Genomic DNA, 23,587 nt, shown 5'->3' with positions numbered 1-23,587 from the left:
CCGTAATCGATCCCCGTTCGGACAATAGGCGCTGTTCGTCGTCGTTGGATAGCCTTACTGCGTCAGCCCTTGGGATGGGCCTCGGCGTAGGCGGCCAGCAGGCGGGCGGCGTCGACCTGGGTGTATTTCTGGGTGGTGGACAGGCTGGCGTGGCCCAGCAACTCCTGGATCGAGCGCAGGTCGGCCCCGGCGCCCAGCAGGTGGGTGGCGAAGCTGTGGCGCAGGGCGTGGGGCGTGGCCGATGCGGGCAGGCCAAGTCGCCCGCGCAGCCGCTGGACCGTGGCCTGGACGTGTCGGGGGCTTAAGGGTCCGCCGCGCCTGGCGCGAAACAGAGCCTGGTCGGCCTCCAGGACGAAGGGCTGTGCGGCCAGATAGGCGTCCACCGCTTCGCGCACCTGGGGCAGGACCGGGGCCAGCCGCATCTTGTCGCCCTTGCCGGTGATGCGCAGGGCGTCGGGCAGGGGGGCGTCGGACCGTTTCAGCGACAGGGCCTCGGAGATCCGCAGCCCGCAGCCGTAGAGCAGGGTCAGGACGGCGCGGTCGCGCGCGGCCTCCCACGGCTCCATGTCGGGATCGGCCTCGGGTTCGTGCAGCAGGCCCTTCGCCTGATCCTCGGTGACGGGGCGGGGTAGGGACGGCTTGACGCGGGGGCCGCGCACCAGGGCCAATTGCGGCGCAGCTACGCCGCAGCGTCGGTCGAGGAAGGCGTGAAAACCGCGGATGGCGGCGAGCGTCTGGCTCAGCGAACGGGCGTTCAGGGGGCGGTCGCCGCTGCGGCGTTCGGCCAGATGGGCGCGGACCTCGGCGGCGGTGACGGCGCCGAGATCAGTCAGTGTCTGCGACCCGCCGCGATGGCGTTCGAGGAAGGAGACATAGAGCCGGCCTATGTGGCCATAGGCCTCCAGCGTGCGCGGCGACAGGCGACGTTCGTGCGCCAGATGTTCGAGCCAGGCGAGGAGGGCTTGATCTGCCGTCAAGCCTGCGTCGGCCATCGCTCGGCCATGCGTTCCACCACGCGGGTGATGAAGGCCACCAGTTCGCAGCCCATGGCCGGGGTGAAGCCGTCGTCCTCATGCGAGCCGAAGGCGCACAGGGCGGGGCGGGCGCCGTCGGAACCCGGCAGATGCAGGCTCATGCGGACCAGAGCCACCGACTTTACCTCGCCCTCGGCGGGGCCGAACAGGTCGAGGCCGGTGAAGTTGGGACCGAGCCATTCCAGACCGTCGTCGCCCAGCAGGGCGTCGACGCGGCCCGGCTCCAGCGCCTTCCAGCCGAAGGGCACGATGCCGGGTTTCTCCATGGCGATGGCGCCGCCCGCCAGACCGAAGCGGGCCTGTGCGGTGGCGTCCAACTGACGCGACAGTTCGGCGTGGCTGCTCGCCTCCATCAGGTCCAGGGCGGAGACGTGGGTCTGGGTCTGGGCGGCGAAGTTGGCGCGGGCGATCTCTTCGATCTGCTTGCGGGCGCCGGCCTCGCGCTGGACTACGGCCTCCAGCCGGGTCAGGGCGGCGCGGCCGAAATCGACCACGTTGCGGCCGGTGGCGCGCAGGCCCAGTTCTTCCAGCAGGGTGCGGTCGTCCAGCAGACGATCCGGGTGGGCGTTCAGCCAGGCCCGCACCTCGGGCCAGTGAAGGCCCTCGGCGGCGTCGGAAGAGAGGTCCAGGGAAGTGCTCAAGCGGACCTCTTTTGCGGGTCGGGATCTACAGAATGGACTGACCGGTCTTGCCCCAGTCCGCCAGGAAGGCATCAAGCCCCTTGTCGGTTAACGGGTGCTTGACCAAGGCCTTGAAAGTGTCCGCCGGCAGGGTGGCCGCGTCAGCGCCGGCGATGGCGGCGGCGGTGACGTGGTCAGGGTTGCGCAGGGATGCGGCCAGGATCTCGGTGTCGAAATCATGGATGTCGTAGAGGGCGCGGATTTCCTCCAGCAGGCCCACGCCGTCGGCGCCGACGTCTTCCAGACGACCGACGAAGGGCGAGATGAAGGTGGCGCCTGCCTTGGCGGCCAGCATGGCCTGGGCGGCCGAGAAGCAGAGGGTGACGTTGGTCTTGATCCCCTTGTCGGCGAAGGCCCGCGTGGCGCGCAGGCCGTCCCAGGTCAGGGGCAGCTTGACGACCACGTTCGGAGCGATGGCGGCCAGCTTGTCGCCCTCCTTGACCATGGTCTCGAAATCGGTCGCCACGGCCTCGGCGGAAATCGGCCCCTCGACGAGGGCGCAAATCTCAGCGATGACCTCGGCGATGTTCCGACCCGACTTGGCGATCAGCGACGGATTGGTGGTGACGCCGTCCACCATCCCGGTGGGCAGCAGGTCCTTGATGACGGCGACGTCGGCGGTGTCGAGAAAGAGTTTCATGGGATCAGGTTTTAGCGCCGACGAAGGCGAAGGGCGAGCCCAATCCTCCCCTGCAAGCGCAGCGCGGCGGGGGAGGGGGACCGCGAAGCGGTGGAGGGGGCGGATTTCAAGCGCCGCGTCTGGTCTCGCCCCCTCCACCATGCTGCGCATGGTCTCCCTCCCCCGCTATGCGGGGGAGGATCGCAGATCATGAAAGTCGCCTCCGTCCTCATTCCCCTGCCGGTGCCGGAAGCCTTCGACTATGCGGTTCCGGGGGAACTGGCGGTCGCGCGCGGCGATCAGGTGGCCGTGCCGCTGGGGCCGCGCCTGATCCGGGGCGTGGTGGCGGAGGTGTTCGAGACGACCGGCTCCAATCGCAAGCTGAAGGCGATCGATCAGGTGGTCAGCGAGCATCGCCTGCCGGAACGGACGCTGGATTTCGTCGAATGGGCGGCGCGCTGGACGCTGAGCCCGCCGGGCGAGATGGCGGCCACGGCCCTGAAGGGGCTGCGTGCGCCGCAGCCCCGGCCTGAGCGGCGGGTCAAACGGGTCGAGGGGCGATCTCCGGCCCGGCCCACGGCGACCCGGACGGCGGTGTTGGAGGCTCTGGGGCAGCGCTCGATGACAGCCGCCGATCTGGCGCGTGCGGCTGATGTCTCGGCGGGCGTGGTCAAGGGACTGGTCGACGAGGGCGTTCTGACGGTCATCGAGATCGAGGCGGTCGCCGCCTTCGACGCCCCCGATCCCGACCATGCCCCCGCCAGTCTGAACCCGGATCAGGCGGCGTCGGCGACGGCCATCGCCGACGCGGTGGCCAAGGGCGGTTTCGCCCCCTTCCTGCTGGACGGGGTGACCGGCTCGGGCAAGACCGAGGCCTATCTGGAGGCGGCGGCGCGGGCGCTGCGTCATGATCCGGCGGCGCAGATTCTGATCCTGCTGCCGGAAATCGCCCTGACCCAGGCGGTGATCGAACGCATCGCCGCCCGTTTCGGCGTCACGCCCGCCGAATGGCATTCGGGCGTGGCCCCGCCCAAGCGCCGCCAGGTGTGGGAGGCGGTGGTCGCCGGGCGCTGCAACATCGTGGTCGGGGCGCGTTCGGCCCTGTTCCTGCCCTACGCCAACCTGAGGCTGGTGGTGGTGGATGAGGAGCACGACGGCTCGTTCAAGCAGGAGGAAGGGCTGGTCTATCACGGCCGCGACCTGGCCGTGGCCCGCAGCCGGATCGAAGGCGCGACCGTGGTTCTGGCCTCGGCCACCCCGTCGCTGGAGACCCTCTGGAACGCCCGTCAGGGCCGCTACGGCTGGCTGAAGCTGGCGGCCCGGCACGGGGCGGCGGTCCTGCCCGACATCGACCTGATCGACCTGCGCACCTGTCCGCCCGACCCGCAGACCTGGCTGTCGCAGCCGCTGCGCGACGCCATCGGCGAGACCTTCGCCAGGGGCGAACAGAGCCTGCTCTTCCTCAACCGGCGCGGCTACGCCCCCGTCGTCCTGTGCCGCGCCTGCGGCCACCGGCTGACCGCGCCCGACACCGACAGCTGGCTGGTCGAGCATCGTTACACTGGGCGGCTGGTCTGCCACCTGACCGGCTTCTCCATGGCCAAGCCCAAGCTCTGTCCGGCGTGCGGAGCCGAGGATTCGCTGGTGCCGGTGGGGCCGGGCGTCGAGCGGGTCGAGGAGGAGGTGCGCCGCCTCTTTCCCGAGGCCCGCACCGCCATCTTCAGCTCCGACACCGTGCCGGACGGCCAGTCGGCGCGCGCCCTGATCCAGTCGATGGCCGAGGGCGAGATCGACATTCTGGTGGCCACGCAAGCGGCGGCGAAAGGCCACAACTTCCCGCGCCTGACCCTGGTGGGGGTGGTGGACGCCGATCTGGGCCTGCGCGGCGGCGACCTGCGGGCGGCGGAGCGCACCTATCAGCTGTTGGCCCAGGCCACGGGGCGGGCGGGGCGGGCGGACAAGCCGGGCCGCGCCCTGTTGCAGACCTGGACGCCCGAGCATCCGGTGCTGATGGCGCTGGCGGCGGGCGACCGCGACTCCTTCGTCGAGGCCGAGATGGGCGAGCGCGAGGCGGCGTCCCTGCCGCCGCACGGGCGTCTGGCGGCGATCATCCTGTCCAGCGAGAACGCCATGGCGGTCGAGAAGGTCGCCCGCGATCTGGCCGAGGCCATCCCCAACGCCGAGCGGCTGGAGGTCTATGGTCCCGCCGACGCGCCGTTGGCTTTGGTGCGGGGGCGGCGACGCAAGCGGTTGCTGGTCCGGGCCGACCGGGATGTGAACCTGCAGGCCTTCCTGCGCGCCTGGCTGGCGCGGGTGAAGGTCTCGGCCTCGGTGCGGCTGACCATTGATGTCGATCCCTACAGTTTCCTGTAGGGGGCGCTATCGCTCGCCGCGCGGCGGCTCGCTGCTTGAGCGCAGGTGTCCGATCCAGCACCGCCGTCATCCTCGGGCTTGACCCGAGGATCGGGCCGTCCGTCTGCGCGACGTCTGAAGGTTGAGCGCGCCGTTTCACTCGATCCTCGGGTCAAGCCCGAGGATGACGGCTGGGGATAGGAGCTGGCGCTCAGCGCGGTCCGGTCAACCTGATCTCGAACAGGCTGGGCCAGTTCTTGCCGGTGACGAACAGGCGGCGGCTCGCCGCGTCCCAGGCGATGCCGTTCAGGACGTCGTCGCGCGGGTCCTTCACCACGCCAGCGGGCAGCAGGCCGCGCAGGTCGATGATCCCGACCACATGGCCCGAGGCCGGGTTGATGCGGACGATAAAGTCAGTCTGCCAGACATTGGCCCAGACCTCGCCGTCGATCCATTCCAGCTCGTTGAGCTGGCGCACGGGGCGGCCGTTCAGGGTGACGGCGACGCGGCCGGTCTCGGCGAAGGTGGCGGGGTCGAGGAAACGCAGATTGGGCGAGCCGTCAGACAGGATCAGCCGCGATCCGTCGTGGGTCAGGCCCCAGCCCTCGCCGGCATAGGCGAAGCGCGAGACGGGGCTGAGGTCGGCGGCGTTCCAGACGAAGCCGACGCCGTTGGTCCAGGTCAGGGTGACGAGGCGACCGTCGATCTCGGTCAGGCCTTCGCCGAAAAACTCGGGGGCGAGCTCGTGCTTCTGCAGCACGACGCCGTCCTCCAGCCGCACGCGGCGGATGCTGGACGGGGCGCGGCCGGTGCTTTCCAGCAGGACGCCGTCGCGAAGGACCAGCCCCTGGGTGAAGGCGGTCGGGTCGTGGGGGAAGGTCCTCACTACCTCATAGTCATAGACCGGGACGGCGGCGGAGGGAGCAGAGGCGGCCGGCCCCGACGATTGCGCCGCCACCGACGCGGGAAGCGCCAGCAGGAGCATCGCCAGAACCGGCCAGAGACGCACGATCAGACGCCGGGCTCGGCGGTTTCGGCCTTGTTCAGCGCGCGCTGGGCGGCTTCCTCGGCCTGGTTCTTTCTGATCTGGGCGTTGCGCGACCACATGTTCAGCCCCTCGACCAGGGCCGAGAAGGCCATGGCGGCGTAGATATAGCCCTTGGGCACGTGGACGCCGAAGCCGTCGGCGATCAGGACGGCGCCGATCATCAGCAGGAAGCCCAGGGCCAGCATGACCACGGTCGGGTTCTTGTCGATGAAGTTGGCCAGCGGGTCCGAGGCCAGCAGCATGACGACGACGGCCACGACGACTGCGACCATCATGATCGGCACGTGATCGGTCATGCCGACGGCGGTCAGGATCGAGTCGATCGAGAAGACCAGGTCCAGCATGATGATCTGGATGATGGCCGAGCCGACGTTGTTGATGACGACGTCCTTCTTGTCCTTCTCCAGCATGTCGTTCGAAGGGGTGGTGTCGACGGCGTGGTGGATCTCCTTGGTGGCTTTCCACACGAGGAAGAGACCGCCGGCGATCAGGATCAGGTCGCGCCAGCTGAAGGCGGTGTCGAAGGTTTCGCCGTGGAAGCCCAGGTCGAAGACGGGGGCGGTCAGGCCGACGATCCAGCCGATCGTGGCCAGCAGGCCCAGGCGCATGATCAGCGCCAGGCCGATGCCGATGCGGCGGGTGCGCTGACGATGCTCGGGCGGCAGCTTGTTCGACAGAATCGAGATGAAGATCAGGTTGTCGATGCCGAGGACGACTTCCATGACCACGAGGGTCACGAGGGCCGCCCAGGCGGCCGGATCGCTCAGCAGGGGAGTTATGCTTTCAAGCATCGGGGTTCCAGAATGTGATGATAGCCATAAGCGGTAACGGGACCGTGAGGTTGCATCAAGCTTCCGGACGCGGCGTTGTCGTCGCACCCGACGCCGTCGCGAGGGTCTGGAGTCCGGCAAAAGAGCGCAGGTGCGACCTTATCGTTCCGTTCCCGTCGGTTGCGACCGGGGACCTTGCGTGCTATCAGCCGCGCGGCTTTAGCGAAGGACGCATCGAAAGATGTGTCCCAAGCGTGCTTTCTACAAGCAAATCAAGCCCTTGCCTGGCGCGAGCGATCGCAGCCGGACTCGACCCAAACGCTTCAAATCGCGGACCTTAATTACGTGGCGGACGATTTCAGAACGACGGAAGTCGGCGAACGGTATGCTCAGGCGCTGTTCGACCTCTCGCAAGAGACGGGGGCGCTCGACGCCGTGCGCGGCGATCTCGCCTCGCTGAAGGCCGCCTGGCTGGACAGCGCGGACCTGCGCCGCCTGGCTCAGTCGCCGGTCATTTCGGCCGACGACCAGGCCAAGGGCCTGTCGGCCATCGCCGACAAGGCGAAGTTCAACGCCACGACCAAGAAGTTCCTCGGCCTTCTGGCCCAGAACGGCCGCGCCCGCGACCTGCCCGGCGTGATCGCCGGCTTCCAGGCCCTGTACGCCAAGGCGACCGGCGTCGTCGCGGCCGAGGTCGTTTCGGCCCTGCCGCTGTCGGCGGCCCAGACCAAGAGCATTCAGTCGGCCTTGCGCGCGTCGCTGGGCCGCGATCCCGAACTGACCGCCCGCGTCGATCCGTCGATCCTGGGCGGCCTGAAGGTCAAGGTGGGCTCGAAGCTGTTCGACGCCTCGCTGAAGACCAAGCTCGACCAGATGAAGTTCGCGCTGAAACGCGCCTAAGCCCCGAATTCCAAGTTCAAGCCGGGCCAGCGGGCCCGCACCGAAGACGAAAGCCAGAGAGCCCACCATGGACATCCGCGCCGCCGAAATCTCGGCCATCCTCAAGTCGCAGATCGCCAACTTCGGCGTCGAAGCCGACGTTTCCGACGTCGGCCAAGTGCTGTCGGTCGGTGACGGCATCGCCCGCATCCACGGTCTGGACAACGTCCAGGCCGGTGAAATGGTCGAGTTCCCTAAGGCCGGCGTGAAGGGCATGGCCCTTAACCTCGAGCGCGACAACGTCGGCGCCGTGATCTTCGGCGCGGACGCCGCCATCGCCGAGGGCGATGAAGTCCGCCGCCTGGGCGAAATCGTGGACGTGCCGGTCGGCAAGGGCCTTCTGGGCCGCGTCGTCAACCCGCTGGGCGAGCCGATCGACGGCAAGGGTCCGATCCAGTTCACCGAGCGTCGCCGCGTCGACGTCAAGGCGCCGGGCATCATCCCCCGCAAGTCGGTGCACGAACCGATGCAGACCGGCCAGAAGGCGATCGACACCCTGATCCCCGTCGGCCGCGGCCAGCGCGAGCTGATCATCGGCGACCGTCAGGTCGGCAAGACCGCCATCGCCATCGACACCATTCTGAACCAGAAGAACGTCAACAAGTCGGAAGACGAGTCGGCGAAGCTGTACTGCATCTACGTCGCCATCGGCCAGAAGCGCTCGACGGTGGCCCAGATCGTGAAGACGCTCGAGGAGTCGGGCGCTCTGGAATACACCATCGTCGTCGCCGCCACGGCTTCGGAACCGGCCCCGCTGCAGTTCCTGGCTCCGTTCGCCGGCACCGCCATGGGCGAGTTCTTCCGCGACAACGGCATGCACGCCCTGATCGTCTATGACGACCTGTCGAAGCAGGCCGTGGCCTATCGTCAGATGTCGCTGCTGCTGCGCCGTCCGCCGGGCCGTGAAGCCTACCCGGGCGACGTCTTCTACCTGCACAGCCGCCTGCTGGAGCGTTCGGCCAAGCTGAACGAAGACAATGGTTCGGGCTCCATGACGGCCCTGCCGATCATTGAAACCCAGGCCAACGACGTCTCGGCCTACATCCCGACCAACGTGATCTCGATCACCGACGGCCAGATCTTCCTGGAATCGGACCTCTTCTATCAGGGCATCCGTCCGGCCGTGAACGTCGGCATCTCGGTGTCGCGCGTGGGCTCCTCGGCCCAGATCAAGGCCATGAAGCAGGTCGCCGGTTCGATTAAGGGCGAACTGGCCCAGTATCGTGAAATGGCCGCCTTCGCGAAGTTCGGCTCGGACCTGGACGTCTCGACCCAGAAGCTGCTGGCGCGTGGCGCCCGCCTGACCGAGCTGCTGAAGCAGCCGCAGTACTCGCCGCTGGCCGTCGAAGAGCAGGTCGTGTCGATCTACGCCGGCACGCGCGGCTACCTGGACAACGTGGCGGTGTCGGACATCGGCCGCTTCGAAAGCGAGCTGCTGGCCCGCGTCCACTCGAACCACGCTTCGCTGCTGGAAGGCATCCGCACCAAGAAGGCCCTGACGCCGGAACTGGAAGCCGAGCTCAAGGACGTCCTGGCCGCCTTCGCCAAGACCTTCGCCTAAGATCTGACCAGAGAGCGAGAGTAGCGCCGGATGGCCAGCCTTAAGGAAATGCGCAATCGGATCGGAAGCGTCAAGGCGACGCAGAAGATCACGAAAGCCATGCAGATGGTCGCCGCGGCCAAGCTGAAGCGCGCCCAGGAGCAGGCCGAGAACGCCCGCCCCTATGCGACGCGGATGGCCTCGGTCATCGCCAACCTGGCCGCCGGCGTCTCGGGCGACGGCGCGCCGAAGCTGCTGGCCGGCACGGGCGCCGATCAGCGTCACCTGATCGTGGTCGCCACGGCGGACAAGGGTCTGGCGGGGGGCTTCTCGTCCAACGTCGTCCGCGCCGCCCGCGACCGGATCAACAGCCTGATCGCCCAGGGCAAGGACGTTCGCGTCATCGCCGTCGGCAAGAAGTCGCGTGATCCCCTGACCCGCCTGTTCGGCGACAAGGTGGTCAAGTCCTTCGAGCTGAGCGAGCACAAGGTCCTCGGCCTGCCGGCCGCGCAGCCGATCGCCGAACTGATCGCCGAGAGCTTCGAAGACGGTCAGGCCGACGTGGTCACCCTCTTCTACAGCCAGTTCAAGTCGGTGATCTCGCAGGTGCCGACCGCCAGTCAGCTGATCCCGGCCGTCGTCGAAGGCCCAGAAGCGCTTGGGGCCGAACCGATCGACCTGAACGGCGCGGTCTATGAGTATGAGCCCTCGGAAGAGGAAATCCTCGAGACCCTGCTGCCGCGCAACCTGACGACGCAGATCCTGGCCGCTCTCTACGAGAACCAGGCCGGCTTCTTCGGCGCGCAGATGGCCGCGATGGACAACGCCACGCGCAACGCGGGCGACCTCATCAACAGCCTGACCCTGCAGTACAACCGTAAACGCCAGGCCCAGATCACCACCGAGCTGATCGAGATCATCGCCGGCGCTGAAGCGCTCTGATCCCGACCGACACGACATTCCGAACCGGACGCACCCCATGACCGACGCCACCGCCACCAAGAAACCCGCCGCCAAGAAGCCGGCCGCTCCCAAGAAGGCCGCCGCTCCGAAGGCCGCCGCCGCCGTTGCTGGCTCGGGCCGTATCGCCCAGGTCATCGGCGCCGTCGTCGACGTTGAGTTCGACGGCACCCTGCCGGCCATCCTGAGCGCCCTGGAGACGCAGAACGTCGACCAGAAGACGGGCGAACCCTTCACCCTGGTTCTGGAAGTCGCCCAGCACCTCGGCGAGAACATGGTCCGCGCCATCTCGATGGACACGACCGAAGGTCTGACGCGCGGCCAGCCCGTCGTCGACACCGGCAAGTCGATCATGGCGCCTGTCGGCCCCGGCACCCTGGGCCGCATCATGAACGTCGTCGGCCAGCCGATCGACGAAGCCGGCCCGATCCAGACCACTGAATACCGCCCGATCCACAAGGAAGCCCCGACCTTCGACGAACAGTCGACCTCGGCGGAAATCCTGGTCACGGGCATCAAGGTCATCGACCTGATCTGCCCCTACACCAAGGGCGGCAAGACCGGCCTGTTCGGCGGCGCCGGCGTGGGCAAGACCGTGACCATGCAGGAACTGATCAACAACATCGCCAAGGCTTACGGCGGTTACTCGGTTCTGGCCGGCGTGGGTGAGCGCACCCGCGAAGGCAACGACCTGTATCACGAGATGATCGAGTCCAACGTGAACGTGGACCCGGCCAAGAACAACGGCTCGACCGAAGGCTCCAAGTGCGCCCTGGTTTACGGCCAGATGAACGAGCCGCCCGGCGCCCGCGCCCGCGTCGCCCTGACCGGCCTGTCGATCGCCGAATACTTCCGCGACGAAGAAGGCAAGGACGTGCTGCTGTTCGTCGATAACATCTTCCGCTTCACGCAAGCCGGTTCGGAAGTGTCGGCTCTGCTGGGCCGCATCCCCTCGGCCGTGGGCTATCAGCCGACGCTGGCCACCGAGATGGGCAACCTGCAAGAGCGCATCACCTCGACCAAGAAGGGCTCGATCACCTCGGTCCAGGCCATCTACGTTCCCGCCGACGACCTGACCGACCCGGCGCCCGCCGCCTCGTTCGCTCACTTGGACGCGACGACCGTTCTGAACCGCGACATCGCCGCCCAGGCCATCTTCCCGGCCGTGGACCCGCTGGACTCGACCTCGCGCATCATGGACCCGCTGGTCATCGGTGAAGAGCACTACACCGTCGCCCGCCGCGTTCAGGAAATCCTGCAGCAGTACAAGGCGCTGAAGGACATCATCGCCATCCTGGGCATGGACGAGCTGTCGGAAGACGACAAGCTGGTCGTGTCGCGCGCCCGCAAGATTCAGCGCTTCCTGTCGCAGCCCTTCTTCGTGGCTGAGCAGTTCACCAACTCGCCCGGCAAGTTCGTCGAGCTGAAGGACACCATCCGTTCGTTCAAGGCCATCTGCGACGGCGAATACGACCACCTGCCGGAAGCCGCCTTCTACATGGTCGGCGCCATCGAGGAAGTCGTCGAGAAGGCCGCCAAGATGGCTTCGGAAGCCTAAGTCATGGCCGGTAAGCTGAACTTCTCCCTCGTCGCCCCGGAACGCGAAATCTTCGCCGGTTCGGTCGATCAGGTCGATGCGCCGGGCGTCGAGGGCGACTTCGGCGTCCTGCCGGGCCACGCGCCCTTCATGACCACCCTGCGCGAGGGCGTCGTGACCGTCTATGAGGGCGCTGCGCGCCGTCAGTTCGCGGTCAAGGGCGGTTTCGCCGACATCAACGCCCAGGGTCTTAGCATCCTGGCCGAAGAAGCCTCGGAGATCGTTGAGGGCTAAGCCTTCTGCGATGCGAACAAGATCAGGGCCCCTCGCTTCGGCGGAGGGCCTTTTTCTTTGACTGCTGACTGTTGGCTCGCCGTCATCCTCGGGCTTGACCCGAGGAGCGAGCGAAGCAGTGCGCTCGTCCTTGCCTCGGTGGCGCAGGCGGACGACCCGATCCTCGGGTCAAGCCCGAGGATGACGGTTGAAATAGTGCGGGGGGCTAGGCGGCCTCAGCTCTTCGGCAGGTCCTCGAAGGCGGCCACCACCTGCTGATAGACCTCGCGCTTGAAGGGCACGATCAGGTCCGGCGCCTCTTCCAGCAAGCCCCAGCGCCAGGCGTCGAACTCGGGCTCGCCGTGGGCGGCCAGATCGAACTCGCTGTCGTCGCCGGTGAAACGGAAGGCGAACCACACCTGCTTCTGACCCTTGAAGCCCTTCCAGGCCTTTGGCCCGCCCATGCCCTCGGGGAAGTCATAGACGATCCAGCCCCCGGTGCGGCCCAGCAGCTCGACCGAGCGCACCCCGGTCTCTTCCTGCAGTTCGCGCAGGGCGGCGGCCTCCAGATTCTCGCCCTCATCGACGCCGCCTTGCGGGAACTGCCAGTTCCATGGCTCAGGCGTCCTGGCGCGGCGGCCCAGCCAGACCTGACCGGCGGGGTTGAACAGCACCACGCCGACGTTGGGGCGATAGGCGGAAAGATCGATCTGGCTCATCCGTCCCGATTACGCCTCGGCCGCGCGGCCCGCCAGCCGTAACCGGGCCTTAAGCGGAGGAGGACTAGGGGAAGGGCATGGATCGTCGCGCACTGATCGGCCTTGCGGCCCTGAGCACCGCCCTTGTCGCCGCTGAAGCCGAGGCTTCGGGCAAGAGCGAGGGCGGGGGCGCGCCCGCCAACGCCTATATTCCTTTGCCCACGGCCACGGCCACCATCCTGCGCAGAGACGGCCGCCGGGGCGTGATGACGGTCGAGGTCGGGGTGGACGTGGCCGATCCGGTCCTGCGGACCCGCGCCGACCAGTCCAAGCCGCGCCTCAGCGCCGCCTTCAACGAGGTGGTGCGGCTGGCGGGCGAGCGGATGCTGCCCAGCGCCCCGCCGGACGTCGAATGGCTGAGCCGCGCGCTTCAGGCGGCGACCGACCGCGTGCTGGGTCGCCCGGGCGGCAAGCTGCTGCTGGGCACGGTGATGGTGGTTTAGCGCCCGGCCGTCTTTGATCCTCCCCCGTGAAACGGGGGAGGGGGACCGCGAAGCGGTGGAGGGGGCGGATGTATCTACATCGCCCGAAAATCTTCACCTGCCGGCGGCCCTAAGCCTGAAACGCAGGGCGCAATCTTGCCCCCTCCACCATGCTTCGCATGGTCCCCCTCCCCCGCTACGCAGGGGAGGATTGCAAGCCTCAGTCCTGCGTCGGGCTGGGCCGGCTGGCGTCGCCATAGGTCAGGGCCAGGAAGACGTCTTCCAGATCCGGATCCTCGGTGGCGATGTCCTTGATGGTCACCCCGGCCGCGCGCACGGCCGCCAGCACCTGCTCGACGCTGGATTCCCCGGTGCGATAGGTGACGACGAAGGCGCCATGCGGGCGCGGGGCGACGGCGAAGCCGTGCAGGTGCGGCGGGACGTCTTGCGGGGTTTCCGGCGTCACCACCACGTTGCGGGTGTCCAGCCGCTTCAGCAGCTGATGCGTCGGCTCGCAGGCCACGACCTCGCCCCGGTTGATGATGGCGATGGTGTCGCACAGCTCTTGGGCTTCTTCCAGGTAGTGGGTGGTCAGGATGACGGTGACGCCTTCCTCGTTGATCTTGCGCACATAGTCCCACAGCTGGCGGCGCAGTTCGACGTCCACGCCCGCCGTCGGCTCGTCCAGGATCAGGACCGGCGGATTGTGCACCAGGGCCTTGGCCACCATCAGGCGGCGCTTCATGCCGCCGGACAGGGCGCGGACATAGGCGTTGGCCTTGTCCGACAGGCCGAGCGCGGCCAGCAGTTCGTCCGAGCGGCGCTCGTCGGCGGGCACGCCATAGAAGCCGGCCTGGACTTCCAGCGCCTCGCGCGGGGTGAAGAAGACATCGGCGACGATTTCCTGAGGCACGACGCCCAGGGAGGCGCGGGCGTCGCGGGCTTCATGGTCGATGTCGCGGTCCCAGATGCGGACCGTGCCCTCGGACTTGTTCACGACCCCGGCGATGATGTTGATCAGGGTCGACTTGCCGGCACCGTTGGGACCCAGAAGCCCGAACATCGAGCCGCGCGGCACGGTCAGATCGACGCCGCGCAGGGCGGTCTTGGCCGGCGACTTCTTGTTGCCCGCATAGGTCTTCTTCAGGCCCCGCACCTCGATGGCGTTGACGGGCAGGGCAGGGGTCTCGGTCATGCGGGCGTTCACTCGGAGGGGCGGAAGCGTGCGGCATAGGTAGGGGGCGCAGGCCGGTTCGCCAAGGCGCTGTTACGTCCGATCTCGACAAGCGTGCACGTCTTTGTGTAAATGGTGCTTGACGTCGCGCGGTGCGTTGTCTAGGTTCCTTGTCATAAAGACAACCTGCCTTGATGGAGAGACGCTCATGACCGCCCTGCAAGCCCAGATGAAGAAGCCTCTGACCAAGATCCGCCTGATCGGTTTCGCCGCCCTGGGCGTCTGCGCCGTCGGCTACACCGGCATGGGTCTGGCCCTGCTGGCGGGCAAGATGGACTATCTGGACATGACCTATGCGGCCCTGCTGGCCGCCGTCGCCGCCCTGATCGGCGAAATCGGCCTGTGGGTCGGCGCCGGCTGCCTGGGCCTGACCCTGTTCAAGAAGCGCAAGGCCATGTTGGACAAGCTGTTCGGGCGCAAAGCGCAACCTTCGGAAGTTTGACCTAGCGGGCCGGTCCTTCTAGGAACGGCGCGAGCCTTCCAGACCCGGACCGGACCCCATGCCTCCCCGCCATACCGACGCTGTCATCCCCGCCCCCGAAGAGATCGTGGTCTCGTCCAAGCGCGTCGCCTGCGACGGCGGCGGCGTCCTCGGCCACCCCCTGGTCTATCTGGAGATGGGCGAGGACGACTTCGTCGAGTGCGGCTATTGCGACCGTCGCTTCGTCCTGTCGGCGCACTCGCATCCCGAGAACGAGTACCTGGACCCGGCGGCCCGTCCGCCCGAGGCCCACTGAGCCATGCGCTATCTGCACACCATGGTCCGCGTGAAGGACCTGGAGGCGTCGCTGCACTTCTATCGCGACCTGCTCGGCCTGGTGCAGACGCGCCGGATGGATAGCGAGAAGGGCCGCTTCAGCCTGATCTATCTGGCCGCGCCCCAGGACACGGCGCGCGCCGCGGCCGAGAAGTCGCCCGAGGTCGAACTGACCTTCAACTGGGATCCCGAGGACTATCAGGGCGGCCGCAACTTCGGCCACCTGGCCTTCGAGGTCGAGGATATCTACGCCGCCTGTCAGCGTCTGATGGACGGGGGGGTGACGATCAACCGCCCGCCGCGCGACGGTCACATGGCCTTCATCCGGTCGCCCGACGGGATCTCGATCGAACTGCTGCAAGGCGGCGAGCGTCTGGCCCCGGCCGAGCCCTGGGCCTCCATGCCCAACGTCGGAGCCTGGTGATTTGACCACGGCGCGTCTGATCGTCCTGTTCGCGGCCACGGCTGTGCTGGCCGGCTGCGCCTCGGTGACCGAGACCAATCCGGCGCGGACGGCCACCGACATGCTGCTGGTCAACCGCGCCGCCGATCGCGCGGTCGAGGGTCTGACCCTGCCGATCCCCCAGGGCGCGCGGGTCTTTATCGACGAGACCTATTTCCAGGCCGAGAACGCCCGCTATGCGCTGAGCGCCATCCGCGCCGCCCTGTCGGACGCGGGCTACGCCATCAGCCGCGACCGCGACAGCGCCGACGCCATCTTCGAGGTCCGCGCCGGCGCCCTGTCGCTGGAGCAGATGCGCCGGGTCTTCGGCATCCCCGACATGCGGGTGCCGATCAATGAGACGCTGAACGTCGTCTCCATCCCCGAGCTGTCGATCTATTCCAACCGCGACCGGATGGGCGTGGCCGAGTTTTCCGGCTTTCTCTACGACGGCCGCACCGGTCTGCCGCTGGGCGCCGTGGCTCCCATGATCGGCCAGTACAAGATCCGCAGCCACAAGGCCTTCATGGTCGTGACCTGGGGCCAGCAGCTGGCCCAGCCGGGCGAGCGCGACCCGGGCTCGAGCTGGAAAGAGTTCTGAGACTTTCGTCCGTCCGCTGACGCGAGACAGAGCCGTCGCGGCGTGTTAGGGCGCGGATGAGCATAAGTCCGCCCTCTCGTCGTCGCCGCCAAAGAGCCGCCCTTGTCCTTCTTCCACGCCGGTCCCGCGCCGAAAGGCCTCGGCCCTCGACCCGGCGCCCTGCGCGACGGTCTGGGGCTGCAGCCCGGCATGAAGGTCGGCCTGTTCGGCGGCTCCTTCAATCCGGCCCACGACGGCCACGCCCATGTGGCCGAGACGGCGATGCGTCGCCTGGGACTGGACCGGGTGGTCTGGCTGGTCTCGCCGCAGAACCCGCTGAAGTCCAACCACGAGACCGCGCCGCTGTCCGCGCGCATGGTCTCGGCGCGCGCCGTCGCCGCCACCGTCGGCCCGGCCATGATCGTCTCGGACGTCGAAACCCGCATCGGCACGCGCTGGACCATCGACACGGTGCGGGCGCTGAAGGCGCGCTATCCGGGCGTGAAGTTCGTTTGGCTGATGGGGTCGGATAATCTGGCCAGCTTCCATCGCTGGCGCGGCTGGACCGACATCATGCACCAGATGCCGGTGGCGGTGATCGCCCGACCGGGCAGCCAGCTGGACAGCCGCACGGCGCCAGCCGCCGCGCGTTACGCCCGTTTTCGCATCCCGGCGGCCCAGGCGGGGCTGCTGGCCAGCCTTGAGGCGCCGGCCTGGACCTATCTGACGGCGCCGCTGAATCCCCGCTCTTCCTCGGCGATCCGGCGGGGCGAGGCGATGATTCCCGCCAACGGGTGACCTTTCTGGCGGGACGTGCTAGGTTGCCGCCTTTAGTAATCTCCCCTGGAGCCCTCCGCTGACCCCCTCGCCCGCGCACGATGCGCAAGACGCCGCCGTTTCCAACGCGGCCCATGAAATGGACCCGATGGATTCCGTCCATTCCGAAGATGGTCAGGCCGAAGGCCCCAGTACCGGCGATCAAGCCCCGCTTCCGGTCGGCCTGACTGAGCTGGAACGCGCCATCATCGCCAAGCTCGACGAAGACAAGGCCCAGGACATGGTCCTGATCGACCTGCGCGGCAAAAGCCCGATGTCCGACGCCATGATCGTGGCTTCGGGCCGGTCGCACCGCCATGTCGGCGCCCTGGCCGACCACCTGCTGCGCCTGTTCAAGGATCTGGGCCTGGGCAAGGTCAAGGTCGAGGGCCTGCCGCACTGCGACTGGGTGCTGCTGGATGCGGGTGACGTCATCGTCCACCTGTTCCGCCCCGAAGTGCGCACCTTCTACAATATCGAGAAGATCTGGGCCATCGACAGCGCCCACCGCGGCGGCGCCGGCGTCGCCTGATCCTCGAACCGAGCTGACCCCATGAAGCTGGCGATCGCGGCCATCGGCAAGCCGGGCCGCGGTCCCGAGGCCGCCCTGGCCGACGACTACGCCCGGCGGGCGACCCTGGCGGGTCGGCCGCTGGGGCTCGGTCCGCTGGAACTTCTCGATCTCGAACCTCGCAAGTCCGGCAAGGCCCCCGAGGCCGAGCTGATCCTGGCCGCCGCCGAGGGCGCGCACCTGATCGCCTGCGACGAACGGGGCAAGACCTATTCGTCGCGCGCCTTCGCCGACCACATTGCGACCCTGCGCGATCAGGGCGAGCGGCGTCTGGTCTTCGCCATCGGAGGGGCCGACGGTCTGGACGAGAGCGTGCGCCGCGCCGCCCGTTCAACCCTGGCCTTCGGACCCCAGACCTGGCCCCACGCCCTGGCCCGCGCCATGCTGGCCGAACAGCTTTACCGCGCCGTGACCATCCTGTCCGGCTCCCCCTATCATCGCGACTGATGCGCCGGGGGGCGGGGCTTCTTTGGTTGGCGACGGGGGCGGCCCTGCTGCTCGCAGGGCCGGCGTCCAGCCAGCGCGCGGCCGCGCCCAATCCTGAACTGACCCGGCTTCAGGCCGAGTATCGCGATGAGACCGCGCGCGCGCGGCGCCTGCGCGCCGAAGCCGCCGCCGCCGGGGACGAGGTGGTCGATCTGGACCGCCAACTGGCCGAACTGCGCCGCGCCGAGGCCGCGGACGACGTGCAACTGGAATCCCAGCGCGCCCGTCTCAAGGAACTGAGCGATCGCGAGGCCGCCCTGGTCGCCGCGCTTTCCCGGGAGCGGGCGGGGCAGGGGCGTCTGTTGTCGGCCCTGCAGATGATGAGCCGCAAGCCGCCGCCGCCCTTGCTGATCCCGGCCGACAAGGCGGTGGACACGGTGCGCGCCTCCATCCTGATCCGCGCCATGACGCCCGAGCTGCAGGCGCGGGCGAAGACCCTGGTCGAGCGTCAGGCCGAGGTCATCCGCATCCGCCGCCTGGCCGCCCTGTCCAGCGAACGCCTGTTCACCGTCGAGAGCGCCCAGGGCGACCGGCGCGCCGAGATCGAGAGCCTGTCGGCAAGGAAGATCGCCCTGCGCGCCGTGCTGCGCGCCGAGGCCGCCCGCGCCGAGCGCGCCACCCGGTCGCTGGAGGCCCGCATCCGCGAGCTGGGCGGACAGGCGCCCCTCGTGGCCGAGGCTGTGACGGAGGCCCCCGCCGCGCGCCTGCCCGCCGGACGCAGCCGCCTGACCGCGCCGGTGCAGGGCGCGCCGTCGCAGCGGTTCGGCGGCGGCTCCAGCGGCTGGCGCTGGCGCTCCAGCCACGAGGTCATCGCGGCGCCGGCCCCCGCCCGCGTCGCCTACGCCGGGCCGCTGAAGGAGTGGGGCGAGGTGGTCATCCTGGATCTCGGCCCCGGCTGGCGCGTGGTCGTGGCCGGGCTGGATCAGCTGTCGGTGGACACCGGCCAGCGCGTCGCCGACGGTCAGGCCCTGGGCCGCACCGGCGAGGACGGCGAGGCCTATTTCGAACTGCGCCGCGACGAGCGGCCCATCGACCCGGCGCCTTGGCTGCAATAGGGCTGCAATAGGCCGCGCCTGTGCGCGAAAGTCCTTTCAAATCCGCGCCGAGGCTGATTGTATCGGCTGATCTGACGCTGGCGTGCGAACGCCCGCGCCTCCCTGGACGACCGGAGCCCGCGCGGGTCCGATGGAAAGACACCGAATGCGTAAACTGCTTCTCATCGGTTGCGCCGCCCTGGCCCTGGGCGGATCGGCGGCGGCTGTGGCCAGCCAGACCCCGCGCAACGAGACCTTCCGCATGCTGCAGATGTTCGGCGACGTCCTGGGCATCGTCGAGCAGGCCTATGTGGTGCCGGTCGACAACAAGAAGCTGATCGAGGCCGCCCTGCAGGGAATGATGACGGCGCTCGACCCGCACTCCAACTACCTGCCGCCCAAGTCCTATGGCGACCTGCGCGAGCGCACCACGGGCGAATATTCCGGCGTCGGCCTGACCATCACCTCCGAGGGGGGGCTGGTGAAGGTCATCTCGCCGATGGACGACAGTCCCGCCGGCCGCGCGGGCGTCCAGGCGGGCGACGTCATCAGCGCCATCGACGGCCAGAACGCCGCCGGCCTGACCGTGTCGGAAGTGTCGGACAAGCTGCGCGGCGCCATCGGAACCAGCGTCACCGTCACCTTCCTGCGCGACGGCGAGGAGCCGCGCGAGGTGGTCCTGACCCGCGAAGTCATCAAGGTGGAATCCGTCACGGGCCGTCTGGAAGGCGACTTCGGCTATCTGCGCATCTCGACCTTCAACGAGAACACCGGCCGCGAACTGACCGAGACCATCGAGCGGCTGAAGCGCGAGAAGCCCGGCATCAAGGGTTACGTCCTGGATCTGCGCAACAACGGCGGGGGGTTGCTGACCGCCGCCATCGACGTCTCCGACACCTTCCTGGAACGCGGCGAGATCGTTAGCCAGCGCGGCCGCAAGCCGGATCAGATCGAACGTTACGCCGCCAAGCCCGGCGACCTGACCGGCGGCCTGCCGGTTGTGGTGTTGATCAACTACGGCTCGGCGTCGGCGTCCGAAATCGTGGCCGGCGCCCTGAAGGATCAGGAACGGGCGACGGTCGTCGGCCTGACCAGCTTCGGCAAGGGCTCGGTGCAGACGGTCATTCCGCTGCGCGGCGGTTCGGACGGCGCCCTGTCGATCACCACGGCGCGCTACTACACGCCCTCGGGCCGCTCGATCCAGAAGATCGGCATCGAGCCGGACCTGGAGGTCGCCCGCTCCGAGGCCGAGGCCCGCATCGTCTCGCGCTCCAGCTTCATCTATTCCGAGGCCGCCTACGCCACGGCGCTGGACTCCTCCATCGGCGCCGAGCGCAAGGGGCCGCACACCCCGCACGAGGCGCCGGGCGAGGGCTTCGACAAGACCAAGGACTATCAGCTGCAGCGGGCGCTGGACGTCCTGCGCGCAGGCGGCGACCTGACGAAACTCGCCGCCGCTCCGGCCGACGTCGTGGTCACCGCGCCGGGCGCCAAGCCGGTCGAAACCGCCCAGACTGACACGGACGCGCTCTCCGACCGTCCGGCGCGGGGTCCCGAAGTCAACCCGGGCAATGAGCCGAAGAAGGACTGACCGACTTCGGCGACGTGGTGAACGGCCCGTTAGGGTTTCTTAACCGGCGCTGGGGATAAGTGAGGGTCGAGGGAGACCGCGTCGTGCGGTCTCCGCCCTCTCACCGTCGTTCGAGCGCCGTCCGTCCATGTTCGCCAAGCGCCAGTCCGCCCTCGCCGCCGCCGCCGGTATGCCGCCGGAGGAGCGGTCGCGCCTGGGTCTCGACGCCGTTCTGGGGGCGCTGAAGAAGCCGCCGGTCGCCGTGGGCGCGGCGGGCGCCTTCCTTCTGGCCGCCGGGGTCCTGTTCATCGCCGTCATGGGCGACCCGCGCGCCGGCGCGCCCTCGGCCCGTGTGGCCTTGCAACGTCCCGCCGCCGTTGAAACCGCCCCCACCGGCGCAGACGCCTTCTCCATGAGCGGGCTCGACCTCTATCAGGATCTGGGCGATCCGGCCCTGCTGGACCCCAATGGCGCCGCCGGGGGCGAGGCTCTGATCACCCTGCCGGACGGCGCCAGCGTGGCAGGCGGATCGGCCATCGCCGCCCCGGTGCGCGCACCGTCGAACCCCCTGCCCAAGGCGCCGATCGCGGGCCTGTTCTCGCCCGGCCCCAACGGTCCCCTGCCGCGCATCGCGCCCGACGGCCGCGTCCCGGCCCAGGCCTATGCCCGACCCTTCCGCTCCAACGGCAAGCCGATGGTGTCGCTGGTCGTCGGCGGTCTGGGCCTGAACGCCGTGACCACCCGCGCGGCCATCGAGCGCCTGCCCGCCGAGGTGACGCTGAGCTTCGTTCCCTACGCCGAGGGCCTGCAGGCCTGGATCGACATGGCCCGCGCCCAGGGCCACGAGGTGATGATCGAACTGCCGATGGAGCCGACCGGCTATCCCGACAATGATCCCGGCCCCTACACCCTGCTGTCGAGCGGCGGCGCCGACGACGTCGAGGCCAAGCTGGGCTGGCTGCTGGGCCGCGCGACCGGCTACTTCGGCGTGACCAACTATCTGGGCGACCGCTTCGCGACCTCGGACGAGGGCATGGGCGCCATGCTGGCCGTGCTGCGCCAGCGCGGCGTGGCCTTCCTCGACGACGGCTCCATGCGCCGCAAGCCCGGCGCCTTCGCCCGCGCCAGCGCCGACCGCATCATCGACGAGCAGCAGAGCCCGGCCGCGATCATGGGCCAGCTGACCGCCCTGGAAGCCGCCGCCAAGACGCGCGGCGCGGCGCTGGGGACCGGCTTCAGCTACCCGGTCACCGTTGAAGCCGCCGCCCGCTGGACGGCAGGACTTGAGGCGCGAGGCCTGCAACTGGCTCCGGCCTCGGCCATGACCCGGCGACCGGGGCGGTAAGCGGCCGCTTTGGGGCGTTTGATCCGCTCAACCGCAGTCGTAGCCCTGATGGTCGCAGGCTTGAGCGGCTGTCATTCGGGACCTGAGCAGCCTGTCGTCACCGGAGCCCTGCGCGCGGCGCCCGATTGCCGACCGATGGTCGCCTCGGTCTATCTGATTTGCTGGTACGGCGGCCGCGACGAGCCCTTGTCTCAGTGCGAAGTCGGCCTGGAAGACCCCGTCGGCTGCGGGATCGGGCCAGAGGCGGTGGCGCTCTTCAACGGCGGGGTCGATGTGGCGGGGACCTTCTCCACGCCGGGCAGGCCTGAGCAGCCTCGATGGGTTCATATCCGCGCCTATCGGGACGTCGCAGGTCGCATCGGACGGAAATGGTATCCGCAGGGCGGAGGGGAAAAGGACGCCTTCATTCTGGAAGAAAAGCGGTTCCAATCGCCGCCCGCTGCTCCCGAATAAACTGGCGCCCTGACCGGACGCGCCCCCGCATTTGCGCCTGTGCAGCGCTGGCGTCGAAGCCTTCCCGGCGCCTAGCGCTCGTCCTTATAGATTCGCCCGTCGCGCATGACGAAGGCCACGGTCTTCAGCGTGGTCACGTCGGTCAGCGGATCGCCCGCCACGGCGATGACGTCGGCGCGCTTGCCGGGCGCCAGCACGCCCACTTCCTCGGACAGGCCCAGCAGGTCGGCGGCGTTGACGGTGGCGGCCTCGATGGCGGTCATCGGGGTCATGCCGTTCTTCACCATCAGCTCGAACTCGTCGGCGTTGCGGCCATGCTTGGACACGCCGGCGTCGGTGCCGAAGGCGATGCGGATCCCGGCGGGCACGGCGCGCTGCAGCGACTGGCCGGTGATCTGGATGCGCCAGCGGATCTTGGGCAGGACCTCCGGCGGATAGGCCTCGGGGTCGGCGGCCAGGCGTTCGGTGTAGCCGTTCACGACCGACAGGGTCGGGACATAATAGGCGCGGGTTCGGCGCAGCAGCTGCAGGGTTTCGTCGTCGAAGATGGTGCCGTGCTCGATCGAATCGGCGCCCATGCGCAGGGCCAGGTTGATGCCCTCGACGCCGTGGGCGTGGACCGCGACCTTCTTGCCGTACAGATGGGCTGTGTCGATCAGGGCCTTGGCCTCGTCCTCGAACATCTGGGCCCCGAGGCCGGCGCGATACGGCTGTTGACCCCGCCGGTGGTGGCGATCTTGATCAGGTCGACGCCGCGTCCGACCTGCAGGCGCACCGCCTCGCGGCAGCTTTCGGCGCCGTTGCAGACGTTGTCGTGGGCCACGTGCTCGCGGAAGTCGTCGTTGAAGCCGAGGCGACCGTCCATGTGGCCCGAGGTGGTCGAAATGCTGTTCCCGGCGTCGATGATGCGGGGGCCGGGCAGGCGGTGGGCGGCGGTTTCCTCGCGCAGGGCCAGGGTGACGCCTCCCGTGTCGCCCAGGTTCCGCACGGTGGTGAAGCCGGCCATCAGCGTCTTGCGCGCGTTCATGGCGGCGCTGTAGGCGCGCGTCGGCAGGTTGTCGGTGATCCCGGCCACGAAGCCCGCCTGACCGGCCACGTCCGAGACCAGGTGCACATGGCTGTCGATCAGGCCGGGCAGGACGAAGCGGTCGCGCTGATCCACCACGGTCGCGCCGGGATAGGCGGCGGCGTCGACGAAGCCGTCGCGGATCTCGGCGACCTTGCCGTCGCGCACGACGATGGTCGAGGGCCCGCGCGGCGCGCGGCCGGGATGATCCAGCAGGCGTCCGGCCTGGATCAGGGTCACGGCCCCTGACGTCGATGTGGGCGTGGTGGCTTGGGCCGAGGCGGGCAGGGCCGTCATCAGA

General features: G+C 68.7%; 25 protein-coding genes and 1 pseudogene. 18 read left to right on the top strand and 8 right to left on the bottom strand.

Annotation, left to right across the window (positions count from 1 at the left end; genetic code table 11):
- Positions 1 to 62: 62 nt before the first annotated feature.
- From ACFYLW_RS10195 to fsa, 3 genes are read right to left on the bottom strand one after another with little or no spacing between them, the layout of a single operon-like run.
- Positions 63 to 992 carry a tyrosine recombinase XerC gene (locus ACFYLW_RS10195; RefSeq protein WP_312062964.1) on the bottom strand — a complete coding sequence of 310 codons (930 nt, stop codon included), beginning with the start codon at positions 990 to 992 and terminating at the stop codon, positions 63 to 65.
- The gene (locus tag ACFYLW_RS10190; protein WP_312062966.1) at positions 974 to 1,675 is read right to left on the bottom strand and encodes a DUF484 family protein; all 702 of its coding nucleotides are present in this window, start codon (positions 1,673 to 1,675) and stop codon (positions 974 to 976) included. The genes ACFYLW_RS10195 and ACFYLW_RS10190 overlap by 19 nt, the downstream gene beginning before the upstream one ends.
- Before the next feature lie 25 nt (positions 1,676 to 1,700).
- Positions 1,701 to 2,354: a fructose-6-phosphate aldolase gene (gene fsa, locus ACFYLW_RS10185; protein ID WP_312062968.1), complete on the bottom strand. Its 654-nt coding sequence runs from the start codon at positions 2,352 to 2,354 to the stop codon at positions 1,701 to 1,703.
- A gap of 189 nt (positions 2,355 to 2,543) precedes the next feature.
- Here fsa and ACFYLW_RS10180 point away from each other — a divergent pair, with 189 nt between their 5' ends.
- Entirely contained in the window at positions 2,544 to 4,706 is a 2,163-nt protein-coding gene (locus ACFYLW_RS10180; protein WP_312062969.1) for a primosomal protein N', read from the top strand.
- Positions 4,707 to 4,896: 190 nt separating this feature from the next.
- On the opposite strand, the gene ACFYLW_RS10175 is transcribed toward ACFYLW_RS10180, so the two are convergent.
- Complete coding sequence (locus tag ACFYLW_RS10175) at positions 4,897 to 5,670, bottom strand: glutaminyl-peptide cyclotransferase (protein ID WP_390183005.1); 774 nt, start codon at positions 5,668 to 5,670, stop codon at positions 4,897 to 4,899.
- A 26-nt stretch (positions 5,671 to 5,696) separates the two neighbouring features.
- The gene (locus ACFYLW_RS10170) at positions 5,697 to 6,524 is read right to left on the bottom strand and encodes a TerC family protein (protein WP_312062972.1); all 828 of its coding nucleotides are present in this window, start codon (positions 6,522 to 6,524) and stop codon (positions 5,697 to 5,699) included.
- A gap of 324 nt (positions 6,525 to 6,848) precedes the next feature.
- Here ACFYLW_RS10170 and ACFYLW_RS10165 point away from each other — a divergent pair, with 324 nt between their 5' ends.
- The 5 genes from ACFYLW_RS10165 to ACFYLW_RS10145 all read left to right on the top strand — a co-directional run bounded on the left by ACFYLW_RS10165 (position 6,849) and on the right by ACFYLW_RS10145 (position 11,773).
- Positions 6,849 to 7,403 (top strand): F0F1 ATP synthase subunit delta, encoded by a 555-nt coding sequence (locus tag ACFYLW_RS10165; RefSeq protein ID WP_312062974.1) that lies wholly within the window; start codon positions 6,849 to 6,851, stop codon positions 7,401 to 7,403.
- A gap of 67 nt (positions 7,404 to 7,470) precedes the next feature.
- Positions 7,471 to 9,003 carry a F0F1 ATP synthase subunit alpha gene (gene atpA / locus ACFYLW_RS10160; protein WP_105563148.1) on the top strand — a complete coding sequence of 511 codons (1,533 nt, stop codon included), beginning with the start codon at positions 7,471 to 7,473 and terminating at the stop codon, positions 9,001 to 9,003.
- Positions 9,004 to 9,033: 30 nt separating this feature from the next.
- Entirely contained in the window at positions 9,034 to 9,924 is an 891-nt protein-coding gene (locus ACFYLW_RS10155) for a F0F1 ATP synthase subunit gamma (protein WP_312062976.1), read from the top strand.
- Positions 9,925 to 9,961: 37 nt separating this feature from the next.
- Positions 9,962 to 11,500, top strand: coding sequence for a F0F1 ATP synthase subunit beta (gene atpD, locus ACFYLW_RS10150; protein WP_312062977.1), 1,539 nt, complete (start codon positions 9,962 to 9,964; stop codon positions 11,498 to 11,500).
- 3 nt (positions 11,501 to 11,503) lie between these two features.
- On the top strand, positions 11,504 to 11,773 hold the full coding sequence (locus tag ACFYLW_RS10145) for an ATP synthase F1 subunit epsilon (RefSeq protein ID WP_312062979.1): 270 nt from the start codon (positions 11,504 to 11,506) through the stop codon (positions 11,771 to 11,773).
- Positions 11,774 to 11,988: 215 nt separating this feature from the next.
- On the opposite strand, the gene ACFYLW_RS10140 is transcribed toward ACFYLW_RS10145, so the two are convergent.
- On the bottom strand, positions 11,989 to 12,471 hold the full coding sequence (locus ACFYLW_RS10140) for an RNA pyrophosphohydrolase (protein ID WP_312062981.1): 483 nt from the start codon (positions 12,469 to 12,471) through the stop codon (positions 11,989 to 11,991).
- 77 nt (positions 12,472 to 12,548) lie between these two features.
- Here ACFYLW_RS10140 and ACFYLW_RS10135 point away from each other — a divergent pair, with 77 nt between their 5' ends.
- Positions 12,549 to 12,953 carry a Tat pathway signal protein gene (locus tag ACFYLW_RS10135; protein WP_312062983.1) on the top strand — a complete coding sequence of 135 codons (405 nt, stop codon included), beginning with the start codon at positions 12,549 to 12,551 and terminating at the stop codon, positions 12,951 to 12,953.
- 199 nt (positions 12,954 to 13,152) lie between these two features.
- Here ACFYLW_RS10135 and ACFYLW_RS10130 read toward each other — a convergent pair whose 3' ends face one another.
- Positions 13,153 to 14,127, bottom strand: a complete 975-nt coding sequence (locus tag ACFYLW_RS10130) for an ABC transporter ATP-binding protein (RefSeq protein WP_312062984.1) — start codon at positions 14,125 to 14,127, stop codon at positions 13,153 to 13,155.
- Between the two features lie 187 nt (positions 14,128 to 14,314).
- Between ACFYLW_RS10130 and ACFYLW_RS10125 the strand changes: the two genes are divergently transcribed.
- The 11 genes from ACFYLW_RS10125 (at position 14,315) to ACFYLW_RS10075 (ending at position 22,220) form a co-directional block, all read left to right on the top strand.
- On the top strand, positions 14,315 to 14,608 hold the full coding sequence (locus ACFYLW_RS10125) for a hypothetical protein (protein WP_312062985.1): 294 nt from the start codon (positions 14,315 to 14,317) through the stop codon (positions 14,606 to 14,608).
- 58 nt (positions 14,609 to 14,666) lie between these two features.
- The gene (locus tag ACFYLW_RS10120; RefSeq protein ID WP_292035349.1) at positions 14,667 to 14,903 is read left to right on the top strand and encodes a zinc-finger domain-containing protein; all 237 of its coding nucleotides are present in this window, start codon (positions 14,667 to 14,669) and stop codon (positions 14,901 to 14,903) included.
- 3 nt (positions 14,904 to 14,906) lie between these two features.
- The gene (locus ACFYLW_RS10115) at positions 14,907 to 15,347 is read left to right on the top strand and encodes a VOC family protein (RefSeq protein ID WP_312062988.1); all 441 of its coding nucleotides are present in this window, start codon (positions 14,907 to 14,909) and stop codon (positions 15,345 to 15,347) included.
- A 1-nt stretch (position 15,348) separates the two neighbouring features.
- Entirely contained in the window at positions 15,349 to 15,966 is a 618-nt protein-coding gene (locus ACFYLW_RS10110; RefSeq protein WP_312062990.1) for a DUF6655 family protein, read from the top strand.
- A 102-nt stretch (positions 15,967 to 16,068) separates the two neighbouring features.
- Positions 16,069 to 16,743 carry a nicotinate-nucleotide adenylyltransferase gene (locus ACFYLW_RS10105; RefSeq protein ID WP_312062992.1) on the top strand — a complete coding sequence of 225 codons (675 nt, stop codon included), beginning with the start codon at positions 16,069 to 16,071 and terminating at the stop codon, positions 16,741 to 16,743.
- 118 nt (positions 16,744 to 16,861) lie between these two features.
- Positions 16,862 to 17,293 (top strand): ribosome silencing factor, encoded by a 432-nt coding sequence (gene rsfS / locus ACFYLW_RS10100; protein ID WP_292085429.1) that lies wholly within the window; start codon positions 16,862 to 16,864, stop codon positions 17,291 to 17,293.
- A gap of 21 nt (positions 17,294 to 17,314) precedes the next feature.
- On the top strand, positions 17,315 to 17,779 hold the full coding sequence (gene rlmH, locus ACFYLW_RS10095; protein WP_207824803.1) for a 23S rRNA (pseudouridine(1915)-N(3))-methyltransferase RlmH: 465 nt from the start codon (positions 17,315 to 17,317) through the stop codon (positions 17,777 to 17,779).
- Between the two features lie 26 nt (positions 17,780 to 17,805).
- Complete coding sequence (locus tag ACFYLW_RS10090) at positions 17,806 to 18,873, top strand: peptidoglycan DD-metalloendopeptidase family protein (RefSeq protein WP_313471910.1); 1,068 nt, start codon at positions 17,806 to 17,808, stop codon at positions 18,871 to 18,873.
- A gap of 145 nt (positions 18,874 to 19,018) precedes the next feature.
- The gene (locus tag ACFYLW_RS10085; protein WP_312064819.1) at positions 19,019 to 20,443 is read left to right on the top strand and encodes a S41 family peptidase; all 1,425 of its coding nucleotides are present in this window, start codon (positions 19,019 to 19,021) and stop codon (positions 20,441 to 20,443) included.
- Positions 20,444 to 20,570: 127 nt separating this feature from the next.
- Entirely contained in the window at positions 20,571 to 21,767 is a 1,197-nt protein-coding gene (locus tag ACFYLW_RS10080; protein ID WP_312064821.1) for a divergent polysaccharide deacetylase family protein, read from the top strand.
- 60 nt (positions 21,768 to 21,827) lie between these two features.
- Entirely contained in the window at positions 21,828 to 22,220 is a 393-nt protein-coding gene (locus ACFYLW_RS10075) for a hypothetical protein (protein ID WP_313471911.1), read from the top strand.
- A gap of 71 nt (positions 22,221 to 22,291) precedes the next feature.
- Here the strand turns inward: ACFYLW_RS10075 and ACFYLW_RS10070 are convergent.
- Positions 22,292 to 23,583: pseudogene (locus ACFYLW_RS10070) on the bottom strand (amidohydrolase family protein).
- Positions 23,584 to 23,587 lie beyond the last annotated feature (4 nt).

This window comes from Brevundimonas sp. NPDC007368 (genome assembly GCF_042869015.1).
In the GTDB taxonomy this organism is placed as follows: Bacteria; Pseudomonadota; Alphaproteobacteria; order Caulobacterales; family Caulobacteraceae; genus Brevundimonas.
Note: the sequence above shows the minus strand (reverse complement) of the source record. Positions and strands in the feature narration are given on the sequence as shown.

What these genes read in the sequence shown, in the direction of transcription:
- ACFYLW_RS10125 (WP_312062985.1), top strand. Translation starts at nt 14,315, where the DNA reads ATGACCGCCCTGCAAGCCCAGATGAAGAAGCCTCTGACCAAGATCCGC.
- ACFYLW_RS10080 (WP_312064821.1), top strand. Translation starts at nt 20,571, where the DNA reads ATGTTCGCCAAGCGCCAGTCCGCCCTCGCCGCCGCCGCCGGTATGCCG.
- rlmH (WP_207824803.1), top strand. Translation starts at nt 17,315, where the DNA reads ATGAAGCTGGCGATCGCGGCCATCGGCAAGCCGGGCCGCGGTCCCGAG.
- ACFYLW_RS10085 (WP_312064819.1), top strand. Translation starts at nt 19,019, where the DNA reads ATGCGTAAACTGCTTCTCATCGGTTGCGCCGCCCTGGCCCTGGGCGGA.
- ACFYLW_RS10115 (WP_312062988.1), top strand. Translation starts at nt 14,907, where the DNA reads ATGCGCTATCTGCACACCATGGTCCGCGTGAAGGACCTGGAGGCGTCG.
- ACFYLW_RS10140 (WP_312062981.1), bottom strand. Translation starts at nt 12,471, where the DNA reads ATGAGCCAGATCGATCTTTCCGCCTATCGCCCCAACGTCGGCGTGGTG.
- ACFYLW_RS10120 (WP_292035349.1), top strand. Translation starts at nt 14,667, where the DNA reads ATGCCTCCCCGCCATACCGACGCTGTCATCCCCGCCCCCGAAGAGATC.
- ACFYLW_RS10135 (WP_312062983.1), top strand. Translation starts at nt 12,549, where the DNA reads ATGGATCGTCGCGCACTGATCGGCCTTGCGGCCCTGAGCACCGCCCTT.
- ACFYLW_RS10170 (WP_312062972.1), bottom strand. Translation starts at nt 6,524, where the DNA reads ATGCTTGAAAGCATAACTCCCCTGCTGAGCGATCCGGCCGCCTGGGCG.
- ACFYLW_RS10180 (WP_312062969.1), top strand. Translation starts at nt 2,544, where the DNA reads ATGAAAGTCGCCTCCGTCCTCATTCCCCTGCCGGTGCCGGAAGCCTTC.
- atpD (WP_312062977.1), top strand. Translation starts at nt 9,962, where the DNA reads ATGACCGACGCCACCGCCACCAAGAAACCCGCCGCCAAGAAGCCGGCC.
- ACFYLW_RS10155 (WP_312062976.1), top strand. Translation starts at nt 9,034, where the DNA reads ATGGCCAGCCTTAAGGAAATGCGCAATCGGATCGGAAGCGTCAAGGCG.
- rsfS (WP_292085429.1), top strand. Translation starts at nt 16,862, where the DNA reads ATGGACCCGATGGATTCCGTCCATTCCGAAGATGGTCAGGCCGAAGGC.
- ACFYLW_RS10145 (WP_312062979.1), top strand. Translation starts at nt 11,504, where the DNA reads ATGGCCGGTAAGCTGAACTTCTCCCTCGTCGCCCCGGAACGCGAAATC.
- ACFYLW_RS10130 (WP_312062984.1), bottom strand. Translation starts at nt 14,127, where the DNA reads ATGACCGAGACCCCTGCCCTGCCCGTCAACGCCATCGAGGTGCGGGGC.
- ACFYLW_RS10195 (WP_312062964.1), bottom strand. Translation starts at nt 992, where the DNA reads ATGGCCGACGCAGGCTTGACGGCAGATCAAGCCCTCCTCGCCTGGCTC.
- ACFYLW_RS10175 (WP_390183005.1), bottom strand. Translation starts at nt 5,670, where the DNA reads ATGCTCCTGCTGGCGCTTCCCGCGTCGGTGGCGGCGCAATCGTCGGGG.
- atpA (WP_105563148.1), top strand. Translation starts at nt 7,471, where the DNA reads ATGGACATCCGCGCCGCCGAAATCTCGGCCATCCTCAAGTCGCAGATC.
- fsa (WP_312062968.1), bottom strand. Translation starts at nt 2,354, where the DNA reads ATGAAACTCTTTCTCGACACCGCCGACGTCGCCGTCATCAAGGACCTG.